Genomic DNA, 12,820 nt, shown 5'->3' with positions numbered 1-12,820 from the left:
ACCCATCGCAACTGCATTGCGATCCTGCTATGATGGCAAGCCATGACTTCGCGCGACTCCGCCCCGTCTGAAATCACGCCGGCCGTGCTGCTGCGCGCTTATGCCTGCGGCATCTTTCCGATGGCCGAAAGCGCCGACGATCCGACCCTGTTCTGGGTCGAGCCGGAGCTGCGCGGCGTCATCCCGCTCGACGGCTTCCGCGTCGCCTCGCGCCTCGCGCGCACGGTGCGCTCGGATCAGTTTCGCGTCACCGTCAACACCGCATTCAAGGCGACCATCGCCGGCTGCGCGGCGCCGCAAGTGGGCCGCGAGGACACCTGGATCAACAAGCGTATCCGCGACCTCTATGGCGGGCTGTTCGAGCTCGGCCATTGCCACAGCGTCGAAGCCTGGCAGGGCGACGAGCTGGTCGGCGGTCTCTACGGCGTCAGCCTGGGGCGGGCCTTCTTCGGCGAGAGCATGTTCCACAATGTGCGCGATGCCTCGAAGGTCGCGCTGGTGCATCTGGTCGCGCGGCTCATTCACGGCGGCTTCGAGCTGCTCGACACCCAATATGTCACCGAGCACCTGAAGAGCTTCGGCGCCGTCGAGATCTCGCGGCGACGCTATACCGCGCTGCTCGACAAGGCGCTGGCGGGCGAGCCCGGCGATTTCCTGAAGCTCTCCGCCGGCGAAGCGATCCCGGGCGCACGAGCCCTCGAGATCATCGCTGCGCGGCAATAACGAACAGCTCGGTTAGCGGCCAAATCCGGGAATGCCGAACAGGCCTGGGCGCTGCTCCGGTGGTGGCGGCGGTGGCGGCGCCGGTTGCTGCTGCTGGATCGGCGGCAGCGGCTGCGGCGGGCGCTGCTGCACCTGCTTGGGCGCGGCCTTCTTCTGCGCGGGCGGCGGTGGCGGCGGCTTGGCCGCGGCCGGATCCGGTGCCGCCGTCGCCACAGTCTGCTGCGGCTCTTTGCAGTCGGTCAGCCAGATGTCGTAGATCGGATGCTCGACGCCGTGCAGGCCGGGGCTCGCCGCGTACATCCAGCCCGAGAAGATCCGCTTCACCTCGCCCTGCAAGGTGATCTCGTCGACCTCGACGAAGGCGTCGGTGTTGGCCGCTTCAGTCGCCGGACGCGTGTAGCAGGCGTTGGTCTTGACGCGGAGCGCACCGAACTGGACGGTCTCGCCGATCTCCTCGTCGAAATTGATGATGCGCCCGGTGATCTTGTCGAGGCCGGAGAACGTCGCCTTCTTGTTCACGATCTTCTGGGCCGGCGGCTCCGTCACGACCTCGTCGCCCGGCTGGAGGCTGGCCGGCGTCTGCGGCACGCCGCCCTTCTGCTGGGGCTGCCGCTGACCGGGCGCTCCGGGAGCGCCTTGCGGACCCGGCGGAGTGATCGCGGCCGAGGGCGGCTGGTTCGGCGGCGCGAGGGTCGAGCCCGGCGGCGGTGCTAGGGGCTGGGTCTCGACCGGCCCGGGCATCACGTTGCCCTGCCGGCCCGGAGGCGGCGGCATCGGGCGCGACGGCAGCACCCGGCCCTGCGGCGGCAGCTCCGGCACCTCTTCGTCGTCCTCGGGCATCTGCTGCGGCTGGGGCTGGCCGCGCGGAATGCTGCCGGGCGGCCGCAGCGGCGGCGGATCGGAGAAGATCGTGCCGATCTGCGCACTTGCCGGCGTCGCAGCCGTCAGTGCGGTGGCGGCCAAAAGCGCCGCAAGACCGGTCAGGGAAAAGGTTTTGAACATTTCGCGCGGCTTCAACAGCGAATCGGGCTCGTTGGACATTCTACAGGGGATACCGCCGCTCGCAGGCCTTCCGGTTAACACGCCGAATACGGCGGGGGAAGGGCGGCATCCCTGCCCTTCCCGGCCCGGTCTGGCCAGGCCGGCTCCCGGATGGGATAGTCCTGAGCCCCTCGCCGGGGCACCCCCATGGCCGAAGGCGAGCATGCCCTCCAAAGCGCTACGCAGCCGATAATACCGACAGAAATGCCCTCCCTCCTCCGAGCCGTCCTCGCCCTTCCCCTGCGTGCCCTCGGCTGGCTTGGTGGCCAGGGCACGCGCGCGGTGGCGGCGATTGCCTTCATCGCGGTCGCGGTGCCGCCGCTCGGCGCGCTGCTGCGCCCCTACGTCACCGAGGCGATCTTCCTTCTGCTCTGCATCTCCTTCATGCGCGTCGATCTCGGCGCGCTGTACGGACATCTGCGCCGGCCGGCGCTGGTCGCGGCCGCCACCGCCTGGACCACGATCGGCGTGCCGCTAATCTTCGCCCTCGCTGCCCACGCGACGGGGCTCTCCACGAGCTCTCCAGGCCTTGCTCTCGCGCTGATGCTCCAGGGCATGGCCTCGCCGATGATGGCGGCGCCAGCGCTTGCCGCGCTGATGGGCCTCGATGCCGCGCTGGTGCTGGTCACGCTGGTGACCTCGACCGCGCTCGTGCCATTCACCGCCTCGCTGTACGCGAGCCTGTTTCTCGGCGGCATGCTCAGCATCTCTCCGATGACGCTCGGCTTGAAGCTGCTCGGCATCCTCGCCGCATCACTGGTGACCGCCACGATCATCCGCCGTCTGGTGGGCAGTGATGCAATCCAGCGCCACAAGCGGCCGATCGACGGCCTCAACATCATCATACTCTTGGTGTTCGCCTCCGCAGTGATGGGCGACGTCGCAACCGAGTTTCTCGCCGATCCGCTGTTCACGATCGCCGTCGCGCTGCTCGCTTTTGCGGTCTACTTCACCCTCCTCGCCGCAACCACGCTGATCTTCCGACGTGCCGGCACCGAGCGCGCGTTCGCACTCGGCCTGATGGTGTCACAGCGCAATCTGGGCCTGATGCTGGCGGCCACCGCCGGCGCGCTGCCGGCGACGACCTGGCTCTATTTCGCGCTGACGCAGTTTCCGATTCACTTTGCGCCGTACATGCTGATGCCGATCGCAAGGCGCCTGACGGCACGCACGAATGGGTCCAGCGAGGCAAAAAAGGCCGAAGTTCACTCGTTTGTGTCACAGGAGCGCCGTGAAGGAACAACAATCTAAGGTGGCCGTTCAAGGTCTGTTACCCAAAGGAGGTCGCGATGAGGTTTGCCGTGATTTTGGTTCTCGGCTCGCTCGCGCTGGGCTCGGCCGCGAGAGCCGATCGACCCGGCCCCGACTGGATGCCGATGCAACAAGTGATAGCCAAGATCCTGGAGGCGGGCTATTCCGAGGTCACCAAGCTTGAAGCCGACGATGGCCGGTGGGAGGGCGAAGGCATCAAGAACGGCCAGAAGATGGAATTCCGTGCCGATCCCAAAACCGGCGCCATCGTGAGCGAGAAGCCGGACAAGTGAGCATCGCCGAAGTCCGCTTCTGAGCAACGCCCGACTTCGCCGTTCCGCAGGGCTCGCCAAGGTCAAGAGAAACGTCCTACCCCGCCCGCGCCGCGCGCCGCAGCGCCTGCGGCGGCTGGCCATAGGCGCGGATGAAGGCACGCCGCATGCGCTCGGGGTCGCGGAAGCCGGTCACCTCCGCCACGCGCTCGATCGCCTCGCGCGAGGACTGCACGCGCTCGCGCGCGACTTCGAGCCTGAGCCGCTCGATCGCCTTGGACGGTGTCGTGCCGGTCTCGGCGGCAAAGGCGCGGGCAAAATGCCGCGCGCTCATGCCGGCGCGATCGGCGAGATCCTCCACCGTCAGCGGCGCGTCGAGATTTTCGCGTGCCCAGGACAAGAGCGTGCCGAAGCGTCCGTTTGGCGCCTTCAATTCCAGCAGCGACGAGAACTGCGACTGGCCGCCGCTGCGGCGATGGTACAGAACGAGCTGCCGCGCAGTTGCCTGCGCGATCTCCTCGCCGTGGTCCTCGGTGACCATAGCCAGCGCGAGGTCGATCCCTGCGGTGATACCTGCGGAGGTCCACACATTACCGTCGCGGGTGAAAATCTGGTCCGGCTCGAACTTCACCTTGGGAAACCGCGCGATGAAATCGCGCGTCCGTCCCCAATGTGTGGTGGCGCGGCGGCCGTCGAGAAGCCCCGCCGCGGCGAGCACGAAGGCGCCCGAGCAGACGCTCGCGACCCGCACGCCGCGCCGTGCCAGCCGCTGCACGAAGGCCCGCGTGACCTCGCAGCGCGCGGCCTCCGCGACGCCCATGCCGCCGGCGACGACGAGCGTCGTGATCGCGTTCGCGGTCTTGAAGTCGCGCGCCATCATCTCGACGCCCGACGAGCTGCGCACCAGCCCCGGCTTGGCGGCCAGCACGCGGATGGCTGGCGCCTTGCCGAGGCAGCGCGCTGCGATCTCGAACGCCGAGATCGGACCTGCCGCATCGAGCAGCTGGAAGTCCGGGAAGATCAGGATGCCGATCATGGGCCAAGCCTGGTATGTAGAGTTGGTATGTCCGAAAGCGAGGGAATTATGCCATTTCAGACAGAAGGGCACCATGCCATTCTGCCGGCGTCAAGCGCATTATCGGAGGCTCCCATGTCGTCACCGCTCCAGATCGGAATCCTGGTATTTCCGCGCGTCACCCAGCTCGACTTCACCGGCCCCTTGCAGGTGTTCGCCATGGTCCCGGACGCAAAGCTGCACCTGATCTGGAAGCGGATCGAGCCGGTACCGAGCGATTCCGTGCTGACGCTGACGCCGACCACGACCTTTGCGGATTGCCCCCAGCTCGATGTCATCTGCGCGCCGGGCGGCCAGGGCACGAACGACCTTCTCAACGACGAGGACGTGCTCGCATTCCTGCGCAGGCAAGCGGCAGGCGCCAAGTACGTCACCTCGGTCTGCACGGGATCGCTGGCCCTCGGCGCCGCCGGCCTTCTGAAGGGCTACCGCGCCGCCACCCATTGGAGCGCAATGGAGATGCTCGCACAGTTCGGCGCGACGCCGACCAAGACACGCGTCTGCGTCGATCGCAACCGCATCACCGGCGGCGGCGTCACCGCCGGGATCGATTTCGCGCTGACGCTGGTCTCGATCATGGTCAATCGCACCACCGCCGAAGCGATCCAGCTCCAGATGGAATATAATCCAGCCCCGCCGTTCAATGCCGGATCGCCCGACACCGCGCCAGCCGAAGTGCTGGCGCTGCTGAGGGAGCGCGGCGCGCAGAACCATGCACGGCGGCTCGAGGCGGTGCAGCGCGCGGCCGAGCGGGTGGCGTAAAGGATCGGGTTTGCTCTTGTACCCCGGACGCAGCGCAGCGTTTCACGCTGCAGCGCGTCCGGGACACGCGAGGCGAACAACGACAGAAAAAGGCCGCTCGGTTTCCCAAGCGGCCTTTCCTGTCTCACGGTGGCTGCACATTCACATCGGGCGATGTCGGAGCTTCCAGACCGGGGGCCTATCTCCCGATCGAGTCCTTCCTCGGCGGCCGCTGCATCTCGGGACAGTCGCGAACTGTTGCCCGAACCGAACGCGATGGTCTCCCATCTCCGTAAGATGGGATCATTGAGCCGCATCGCCCGCCTCGCGGCAACACCTGCGCAGGCGGCATCCCCGCTGTTCCCGTTGTCCACAGCGGCGCGGCGCGGATGCATGTGCATCCGCTTTGGACGATGGTGATTCGTGGGTCGGCCGAAAGGGGCTTAGCCGGGCGTCCAGGGCTGATAGTCGCCGGTCGCCTTGGGACGCCTGCCGCTGGCGAGCGTCGAGCCGGAGGGCCGATAGGCCTTCGCTGTGCCGGTGAGGTTCGGCTGGTGCGGCTTCTCCCACTCGCGCGGCTGATAATCGATTTCGGTCGGCGGCTTGTCGACGACGTGGTGAATCCAGCCATGCCAGGACGGTGGAATCCGGCTCGCTTCCGCGTAGCCGTTATAGATCACCCAGCGCCGCTCGAAGCCGAGCGCCGGATCGATCGCCCCGCCCCGCGTGCGGTAGTAACGGTTGCCCTGCTCGTCCTCCCCGACCAGCTCGCCATACCGCTTGGTCCAGAGCTGGGTGCCAAAGGTCTGGCCATTCCACCAGGTGAAGAACTTGAGGAAGAATTGTTTCATGCGGCAAGGGCCCTGCTTCGTGGGGTCCTGATGCCATCCGGGGGCCGAAATGTCCAGTTCGGCAGGCGCGTCGGCGCCCCCGCAAATCCGCCTGCCGCGCACGCCCCTGCCGCAAAGCCGACGCGATTCATTCATGCCCGGTACAGCGGCGGGACCTGAGGCTCCATGCGCGCGCAAACCGGCGTGATCCCAGGAACCCCCGCGCTTTCTCAGGGTTGCTTTCCGGGAAAGGAGTTTACCATGAACAGTCTGAAATTGTTGAGTGCCGCTGCGACGGTGGCGTTGGTTCTTCCCTTGGCGAGCCCGAGCTTTGCGCAGCAGAGTCGTGCCGCCGCGGTCGGAGCGGGCGGTGGTGCGGCGATCGGTGGCGGAGGTGCCGCGGTCGGTGGCGGAGGCGGCGGCTTCGGTGGCGGCGCCCGCATGGGCGGCGGCGGCGCCGCGTTCCAGGGCGGTGGCGGCGGTTTCGGGGGCGGAGCCGCGATGCGCCCGAGCGGTGGCAATTTCGCAGGCGGTGGCGCGGTCCGTCCGGGCGGTGGCAGTTTCGTCGGGGGCGCGGCAGACCGTGCCGCTATCTCGCCGAGCTTCAGTGGGACCCGTAGCGCTGCAGTTGCGGGCAACTGGCAGGGCGGCAGCGGCAATTGGCAGGGCGGCAGCGGCAACTGGAGCGGTCGTCACTGGCACGGTCGCCACCACCATCATCATCGCCACGGCGGCTTCTGGCCGGGCTTTGCGGCTGGCGCCGCGATCGGCGGCCTCGGCTCCTACGCCTATTACGGCAGCGGCTACGGCTATTACGATGATCCCTACTACTACGGCTACTATGACGAGCCGTCGGTTGCCGTAGTGCAGGATGGCGGCGGCGACGCCGCTTATTGCGCGCGGCGCTTCAAATCTTACGACCCGGCCTCGGGCACCTATCTCGGCTACGACGGCCGGCGGCATCCTTGCCCGTAAGCAGATCGCGAAGACTAGAGGCGAAAGGCGCCGCAGCGATGCGGCGCCTTTTTTGCAATCGGCGCCTTCCTCGCTCCTTTCGGCTCCATCACCCTCGCGGATAAATACAAATCGATGCAAATGGACCTTTATGCACCAAACCGTGCATATCCTGCGCGATCCAATCGCAAATTGACCGGACCCACGATTCGCGGATATCACAAACCACAGTGGGGACTTCGATCTTCTGGGAAGTGTCATGCCGCGTATTCTCGTGGTTGATGACGATCCGATGGTCGGCGCGACCATCGAGGTCCTCCTCCAACGTCAGGGCTTCGACGTCACGCTGACCGACGGCGGCGAAACAGGACTGGCTGCGCTGGAATCGCAAGCCTTCGACGTCATGCTGGTCGACATCTTCATGCCGCATATGCGCGGCTTCGAATCCATCCGCATCTTTCACGAGCGCGCCCCTGCCACGCCGCTGATCGCGATGTCAGGCTATGCCTTCGCCTCGTCCGCCTCGCCCTCTCCCGATTTTCTCCGCATGGCGCTTGAGCTCGGCGCAACGCGCTGCCTGCGCAAGCCGTTCACGCCGGAAGCGCTGCTGACCACGATCCGGGAATGCCTTGCCGGCGCGGGCGAGAGCGCGCCGCCGAAGGACCAGAAAGAAGCCCCTTGATTCCAACGCAGCGCGTCATTCTCGGTGTTGGACTTGCCATCCTCCTGATCATCACCGCGGCCTCGATCGCCCTCGACGTCAAGTCGCGGTCCGACGCGGCGTCGGTGAACCACACCGTCCAGGTGCAAAAGAAGATCTCCGATCTGCGCGTGCTGCTGCGCCGGGCCGAGAGCGCCGCGCGCGGCTACGAGCTCTATCGCAGCCAGGGCTTCAGCGACGAGTTCCAGGCGGTGCACGCCAAGCTCGCGCCGGCCCTCGCCGAGCTCAAGCGCGACGTGCGCGACACCCCCGATCAGGTCGCCCTGCTTGAGGGCACCGAGCCGCTGGCGCTGCGCCGGATCGAGATCGCCGCCACCGCGATGCGCCTGCGGGCCGCCAACGACCAGGCCGGCATTGCCGCGCTCAACAGCAAGGCCGAGGGCCGCGGCCTCATGGACACGGTGATGCGCAATCTCGACCGCCTGAGCGCGGAGGAAGAACGCCTGCTCGCCGCCCGCTCCCAGGATTCGCGCCGCACCGGCATCGTGCTGCTCGGCATCGACGTCGCCGGCGCCGTGCTGATCCTGCTCCTGGTCGCATTGGTGATGCGCGAAAGCCGCCGCACGACGGGTGAGCTCCAGAGCTCGCTCGAGCAGACCCAAGCCGCCAAGGCGGCGCTCGAGGCGGCGGTGGCCGAACGCACCGAGCACCTCGTCGCCGCGCATGACGAATTGCGCCTGTCGGTCAACGTGCTCCAGAGCACGTTTCGCAGCATGGCGGAGGCGGTGCTGGTCATCGACGCCGAGGGCACCGTGCTGCTGTCCAATCCGGCCGCCGAGCGCATGCTGCTGCATCGCACCGGCATGAACGTCGGCAATCTGCGCGCGCTGTCCGACGTGTTTCACGGCGACGGCGTCACGCCGCTTCCGGCCGACGAGCTGCCATCGACGCGCGTGCTGCGCGGCGAGCAGTTCGAAGAGCTGGAGATGATCGTCCGCCCGCACAGCGGCAACCCGCCGCGCCATCTCATGGTCAGCGGCCGGCCGATGCGGGACGGGCAAGGCAACATTTCCGGCGCGGTGCTGGTCTATCACGATGCGACGACCTCGCGCGAGACCGAGCGGCAGTTGCACCAGTCGCAGAAGCTGGATGCGATCGGCAAGCTGACCGGCGGCGTCGCGCATGACTTCAACAACATGCTCACGGTCATCTCCGGCAACACCGAGACGCTGGTGGAGCGCCTGAAGGACCAGCCCGAGCTGCAGCGCACGGCCCGGCTGATCGACGATGCCGCCGAACGCTGCGCCGAGCTGATCCAGCACCTCTTGGCATTCGCGCGCCGGCAGCCGCTCGAGCCGCGCAACGTCGACATCAACGCCGCGATCTCGGACATCGCAAAGCTTCTGCGCCCCACCCTCGGCGAGCAGATCCAGATCGAGACCGTCCTGGAACAGGGGCCGATGACGACGCATATCGATCCGTCCAGGCTCACCAACGCCGTGCTCAACATGGCGATCAACGCCCGCGACGCCATGCCGGGCGGCGGCAAGCTGCTGCTGGAGACCCACCGCGTCGTGCTCGACGAAGCCTATGCGCAGGCCAATGCCGACGTGGCAGCGGGCCCCTACATCATGCTCGCGGTCAGCGACACCGGCACCGGCATGCCCCCTGACGTGCAGCAGAAGGCGTTCGAGCCCTTCTTCACCACCAAGGAGGTCGGCAAGGGATCCGGCCTCGGCCTCTCCATGGTCTACGGCTTCGTCAAGCAATCCGGCGGCCACATCAAGATCTACAGCGAGGAAGGCCACGGCACCACGATCAAGCTCTATCTGCCGCCGGGCGAAGGCGCCGCGGACATCGCAACCGGCGTCACGCCGACGGCCCAAGGCGGCGCCGAGACCATTTTCGTGGTCGAGGACGATCCGCTGGTCCGCAACTTCGTCACCGCGCAGCTGCAGAGCCTCGGCTACAAGACGGTCGCCTCCCCCGACGGCAAGGCGGCGCTGGACCTGATCGAGGCCGGCCAGAGCTTCGACCTGCTGTTCACCGACGTCGTCATCCCCGGCGGCATGAGCGGCCGCGAGCTCGCCGACGAGGTGGCGAGGCGCCGGCCGGGCGTGAAGGTGCTCTACACCTCCGGCTACACCGACAACGCCATCGTCCATCACGGCAAGCTCGACGACGGCGTGCTGCTGCTGACCAAGCCCTATCGGCGCAACCAGCTCGCCGAGATGATCCGCAAGGCGCTGAACGGCGGCGGGATGGCGCCGAGCTAGCGCAACGAACTTGATCGCGGCTCAGTCGGTGATGTGCAGTAGAGCATCGACATCAGGCGAACGGACGATAGTGCCGTCGCGTACAAATGCTTCGTGATTGGTCTCAATGCTGTTGTGGTCATAAAGATAGTTGACCATGATCCCGAAGGATTCTTGAATCGCACGCAGAGCGGTATTGCCGAGCCAATTGATGCGCTCGAGCCGTGCGCCGTTGCCGAGGTGAAAACGCGCCACGGGGTCGATGCGTATCGAGGGCTTCCGTGTCAGATAGCTAGCGCAGAGCCGCAGCAAGGGCACGCGCAGCTTCTCGCTCTGCGCCGGGTCATTCCACCAGCTATCGCTCTCCAGTTGCGATAACAGCGCCGCATCGGGATCACTTGCATTTGCAAGCCGATTAGCGAGCCATTGCCGAAATCCCGGTACCGGAGATAGGGTGGAAAAACGCTTCAGCTGCGGAAACTCCGACTGCAGCTCTTCAACGACCTGCTTGATCAGGAAATTGCCGAACGCCACGCCGCGCAGGCCGTCCTGACAATTGGAGATCGAGTAGAAGATCGCGGTGTCGGCGCGCGCGGCGCGTTGCTGCGCGATGGCTTCACCGTCGTCCTGCGACAACAACGGCTGCACGGCCGTGGCCAGTCCTTCCACCAAAGCAACCTCGACGAAAATCAGTGGCTCGCCTGGAAGTGCGGGATGAAAGAAGCCAAAGCAGCGCCGATCGGGTGCAAGGCGCCGGCGCAGGTCGTCCCAGCCCTTGATTTCGTGCACGGCTTCGTAGGCGATCAGCTTTTCCAGCACCGCGGCCGGTGTCTGCCAGTCGATGCGCCGCAACTCGATGAAGCCGCGGTTGAACCATGAGGCGAACAAATGCTTGAGATCCGCGTCGAGCAACTTCAGTTCGGGGTCAGTGCGCATGTATGAAGCAATTTCGCTGCGAATCGCGATCAGCGCGCTGATCCCGCCGGGTGCCATGTTGATTCGCCGCAGCAGTTCCTGGCGCGGCGGCTCGGCAGCACGCGCGAGTGCGGCCGCGGCTTCTGCGGTGCCTTCGGCGAGGTAGCGCTGCGCCGCCGCGCGCAAAGCCGGACCGTGAGGATGGAATTCCGTGGCGAGATAGCGCTGAAAGCAGCGGCGATCGTTGTCGTCGAGTGCACCAAGCATCTCGCGCAATTGCCGCGCGACCAGCGCTCCTGACGCCTGGCTGCGCTCGGAGAGCAGCGATGCTGCGAGCTGCTTCGCGCGATCGAGGAGCGGCATTGTCGTGCTGGATGGATCGTTGAAAGTTTGGCGGATTGCGGACATGACTATTCCTCCTCAAGCTTGGGCGGTGACGGCGCGGCGGAACTTGGCCGGTGGCGCGTAGAGTCCGCTCGAGGCGGCCACGAGGTCATCGATCGTCTTGGCGGCGAGCAGATCGCGCGTCGCCGTGCCGACGTCGATGCCAAGGTCTGCCGGAAACATCACGATGCCGCGACGGCGGAGGCTCTCGGTTGTGTCAGGCGATTGGCGCTTGCCAAATTCGGTGTCGCCGGCGATCGCGCGCAATGCCGCCTCGCGATCTTGCGGTGATCGGCAGCGCAACAGGTTCGCCACCGCCTTCTCGGTGATGACATGGCTCACGTCGTCGCCATAGATCATCACCGGCGGCAATGCGAAGCCGGCGGAGGCGGCCAGATCGAACGCGTCCAGACGCTCGACAAAACTGGGCGTGCCGTTTGGCTGATGGGTCTGCACCATCTGCACCACAAGCTTGCGCCCGCGTAAGGGATCGCCTGCTTCCTGACCGGCGCGAAGCCAGGTGGGGCTGTCGTGGCGACGACCGCGTGCATCCGCGCCCATGTTCGGCGCACCGCCGAAGCCTGCGATCCGGTCTTTTGTGGCCGTCGAACTGTTGCCTCGCGCGTCGATTTGCAGCGTGGCGCCAACAAACATGTCGCAGGCATATTGTCCGGCGACCTGCGCCAGTGCCCGGTTCGACCGCAGGCTGCCGTCGGCGCCGATCGGGAATATATCGGCGTGCTTTGCGACGTAGCGCTCCATACCGAGCTCGGAGCCGAAGCAATAGACGCCGTCGACGAAGCCGGCTTCGATCGCCGGGATCAGGGTCGGGTGCGGGTTGAGCACGAATTGGCTCGCGATCTTGCCCTTCAGGCCACGCCGGGCGGCAAATGTCGGGAGGATCAGCTCGATCGCCGCGGTGGCGTAACCGATGCCGTGGTTGAGCCGCCGGACCTCAAATGGCTCATAGACCGCAGCAATCGCCATCATCGCCATCAGCACGTTCTCGTCCCTTACCTTGGCGGGGTCGCGCGTGAACAGAGGCTCGATCGCGTAAGGCTTTGGGCTCGGTATGACGAAATCGACCCAGTCGCCGGGGACGTCTACTCGCGGCAACCGGTCAACGATCTCGTTGACTTGCGCCACGACAATGCCGCCGCGAAAGGCCGCGGATTCGGCGATGGTCGGCGTGTCTTCGGTGTTGGGACCGGTGTAGAGATTGCCGTTGCGGTCGGCCTTGTCGGCGACGATCAGCGCCACGTGCGGCGTCAGGTCCACCAACATCCGAGCATAGAGCTCGAGATAGGTATGGATTGCGCCGATCTTCACCGTGCCGCTGCCGACCAGTTCGGCGAGCTTGCGGCTCTGCGGACCTGCGAAGGCAAAATCGAGCCGATTGGCGACACCGCGCTCGAACACGGCGAGATGATCGGGCAGCGCCAGCACCGACTGCACCATGTGCAGATCGTGAATCTGCGCCGGATCCACGCTCGTCAGGGCGGCGGCAAGAAAATCGGCCTGCTTCTGATTGTCGCCCTCGATGGCAACGCGGTCGCCCGGCTCGATGATCGCTTCGAGCAACTCGGTCGCGCGCTCGGCAGGGCAGAGCTTTTCAGAGCAGATCGTGGCGGCCCGAGCTAGCCTCGCGGAGCGATCCGCGCCCCGTCGTGATGTGGCGTGCATGATGAACCTCCTTCGCTCGACGCTGTCTTCGATGC

At 66.3% G+C, this 12,820-nt stretch carries 12 protein-coding genes; 7 read left to right on the top strand and 5 right to left on the bottom strand.

The genetic code is table 11. From position 1 onward, the window contains the following. Window positions 1-42: 42 nt before the first annotated feature. Entirely contained in the window at window positions 43-723 is a 681-nt protein-coding gene (aat, locus tag I6F28_RS16460) for a leucyl/phenylalanyl-tRNA--protein transferase (protein ID WP_225125575.1), read from the top strand. A gap of 12 nt (window positions 724-735) precedes the next feature. On the opposite strand, the gene I6F28_RS16455 is transcribed toward aat, so the two are convergent. After that, entirely contained in the window at window positions 736-1,764 is a 1,029-nt protein-coding gene (locus I6F28_RS16455) for a DUF2155 domain-containing protein (protein WP_192893224.1), read from the bottom strand. Window positions 1,765-1,968: 204 nt separating this feature from the next. Here I6F28_RS16455 and I6F28_RS16450 point away from each other — a divergent pair, with 204 nt between their 5' ends. Together I6F28_RS16450 and I6F28_RS16445 are read left to right on the top strand one after the other, a co-directional pair. After that, window positions 1,969-3,015, top strand: a complete 1,047-nt coding sequence (locus I6F28_RS16450; RefSeq protein ID WP_225113970.1) for a bile acid:sodium symporter family protein — start codon at window positions 1,969-1,971, stop codon at window positions 3,013-3,015. A 38-nt stretch (window positions 3,016-3,053) separates the two neighbouring features. Beyond that, window positions 3,054-3,308: a PepSY domain-containing protein gene (locus tag I6F28_RS16445; RefSeq protein WP_036000102.1), complete on the top strand. Its 255-nt coding sequence runs from the start codon at window positions 3,054-3,056 to the stop codon at window positions 3,306-3,308. 76 nt (window positions 3,309-3,384) lie between these two features. Here the strand turns inward: I6F28_RS16445 and I6F28_RS16440 are convergent, their stop codons facing one another. After that, entirely contained in the window at window positions 3,385-4,323 is a 939-nt protein-coding gene (locus tag I6F28_RS16440; RefSeq protein WP_225140337.1) for a GlxA family transcriptional regulator, read from the bottom strand. A 114-nt stretch (window positions 4,324-4,437) separates the two neighbouring features. On the opposite strand from I6F28_RS16440, the gene I6F28_RS16435 reads away from it, so the two are divergent. Continuing rightward, window positions 4,438-5,124 carry a DJ-1/PfpI family protein gene (locus I6F28_RS16435; protein ID WP_225140336.1) on the top strand — a complete coding sequence of 229 codons (687 nt, stop codon included), beginning with the start codon at window positions 4,438-4,440 and terminating at the stop codon, window positions 5,122-5,124. A gap of 422 nt (window positions 5,125-5,546) precedes the next feature. On the opposite strand, the gene I6F28_RS16430 is transcribed toward I6F28_RS16435, so the two are convergent. Continuing rightward, window positions 5,547-5,954: an NADH:ubiquinone oxidoreductase subunit NDUFA12 gene (locus I6F28_RS16430; protein WP_036022873.1), complete on the bottom strand. Its 408-nt coding sequence runs from the start codon at window positions 5,952-5,954 to the stop codon at window positions 5,547-5,549. A gap of 240 nt (window positions 5,955-6,194) precedes the next feature. Between I6F28_RS16430 and I6F28_RS16425 the strand changes: the two genes are divergently transcribed. The 3 genes from I6F28_RS16425 to I6F28_RS16415 all read left to right on the top strand — a co-directional run bounded on the left by I6F28_RS16425 (window position 6,195) and on the right by I6F28_RS16415 (window position 9,824). Further along, entirely contained in the window at window positions 6,195-6,908 is a 714-nt protein-coding gene (locus I6F28_RS16425; protein ID WP_225113967.1) for a BA14K family protein, read from the top strand. A 238-nt stretch (window positions 6,909-7,146) separates the two neighbouring features. Next, window positions 7,147-7,569 (top strand): response regulator, encoded by a 423-nt coding sequence (locus I6F28_RS16420; protein WP_036022871.1) that lies wholly within the window; start codon window positions 7,147-7,149, stop codon window positions 7,567-7,569. Beyond that, window positions 7,566-9,824 carry a CHASE3 domain-containing protein gene (locus I6F28_RS16415; RefSeq protein WP_225125582.1) on the top strand — a complete coding sequence of 753 codons (2,259 nt, stop codon included), beginning with the start codon at window positions 7,566-7,568 and terminating at the stop codon, window positions 9,822-9,824. The genes I6F28_RS16420 and I6F28_RS16415 overlap by 4 nt, the downstream gene beginning before the upstream one ends. Before the next feature lie 21 nt (window positions 9,825-9,845). Here the strand turns inward: I6F28_RS16415 and I6F28_RS16410 are convergent, their stop codons facing one another. Both I6F28_RS16410 and mdcA read right to left on the bottom strand, forming a co-directional pair. Beyond that, window positions 9,846-11,126: a malonyl-CoA decarboxylase domain-containing protein gene (locus I6F28_RS16410; protein WP_225140335.1), complete on the bottom strand. Its 1,281-nt coding sequence runs from the start codon at window positions 11,124-11,126 to the stop codon at window positions 9,846-9,848. A gap of 12 nt (window positions 11,127-11,138) precedes the next feature. Then, window positions 11,139-12,785 (bottom strand): malonate decarboxylase subunit alpha, encoded by a 1,647-nt coding sequence (gene mdcA, locus I6F28_RS16405; RefSeq protein ID WP_225125586.1) that lies wholly within the window; start codon window positions 12,783-12,785, stop codon window positions 11,139-11,141. Window positions 12,786-12,820: the final 35 nt, after the last annotated feature.

It is taken from the genome of Bradyrhizobium sp. NBAIM14 (assembly GCF_020193895.1).
GTDB lineage: Bacteria > Pseudomonadota > Alphaproteobacteria > Rhizobiales > Xanthobacteraceae > Bradyrhizobium > Bradyrhizobium yuanmingense.
The sequence above is the reverse complement of the archived record's forward strand: the minus strand, read 5'-3'. Positions and strand labels throughout refer to the sequence as shown.

What these genes read in the sequence shown, in the direction of transcription:
- aat (WP_225125575.1), top strand. Translation starts at nt 43, where the DNA reads ATGACTTCGCGCGACTCCGCCCCGTCTGAAATCACGCCGGCCGTGCTG.
- I6F28_RS16455 (WP_192893224.1), bottom strand. Translation starts at nt 1,764, where the DNA reads ATGTCCAACGAGCCCGATTCGCTGTTGAAGCCGCGCGAAATGTTCAAA.
- I6F28_RS16450 (WP_225113970.1), top strand. Translation starts at nt 1,969, where the DNA reads ATGCCCTCCCTCCTCCGAGCCGTCCTCGCCCTTCCCCTGCGTGCCCTC.
- I6F28_RS16445 (WP_036000102.1), top strand. Translation starts at nt 3,054, where the DNA reads ATGAGGTTTGCCGTGATTTTGGTTCTCGGCTCGCTCGCGCTGGGCTCG.
- I6F28_RS16440 (WP_225140337.1), bottom strand. Translation starts at nt 4,323, where the DNA reads ATGATCGGCATCCTGATCTTCCCGGACTTCCAGCTGCTCGATGCGGCA.
- I6F28_RS16435 (WP_225140336.1), top strand. Translation starts at nt 4,438, where the DNA reads ATGTCGTCACCGCTCCAGATCGGAATCCTGGTATTTCCGCGCGTCACC.
- I6F28_RS16430 (WP_036022873.1), bottom strand. Translation starts at nt 5,954, where the DNA reads ATGAAACAATTCTTCCTCAAGTTCTTCACCTGGTGGAATGGCCAGACC.
- I6F28_RS16425 (WP_225113967.1), top strand. Translation starts at nt 6,195, where the DNA reads ATGAACAGTCTGAAATTGTTGAGTGCCGCTGCGACGGTGGCGTTGGTT.
- I6F28_RS16420 (WP_036022871.1), top strand. Translation starts at nt 7,147, where the DNA reads ATGCCGCGTATTCTCGTGGTTGATGACGATCCGATGGTCGGCGCGACC.
- I6F28_RS16410 (WP_225140335.1), bottom strand. Translation starts at nt 11,126, where the DNA reads ATGTCCGCAATCCGCCAAACTTTCAACGATCCATCCAGCACGACAATG.
- mdcA (WP_225125586.1), bottom strand. Translation starts at nt 12,785, where the DNA reads ATGCACGCCACATCACGACGGGGCGCGGATCGCTCCGCGAGGCTAGCT.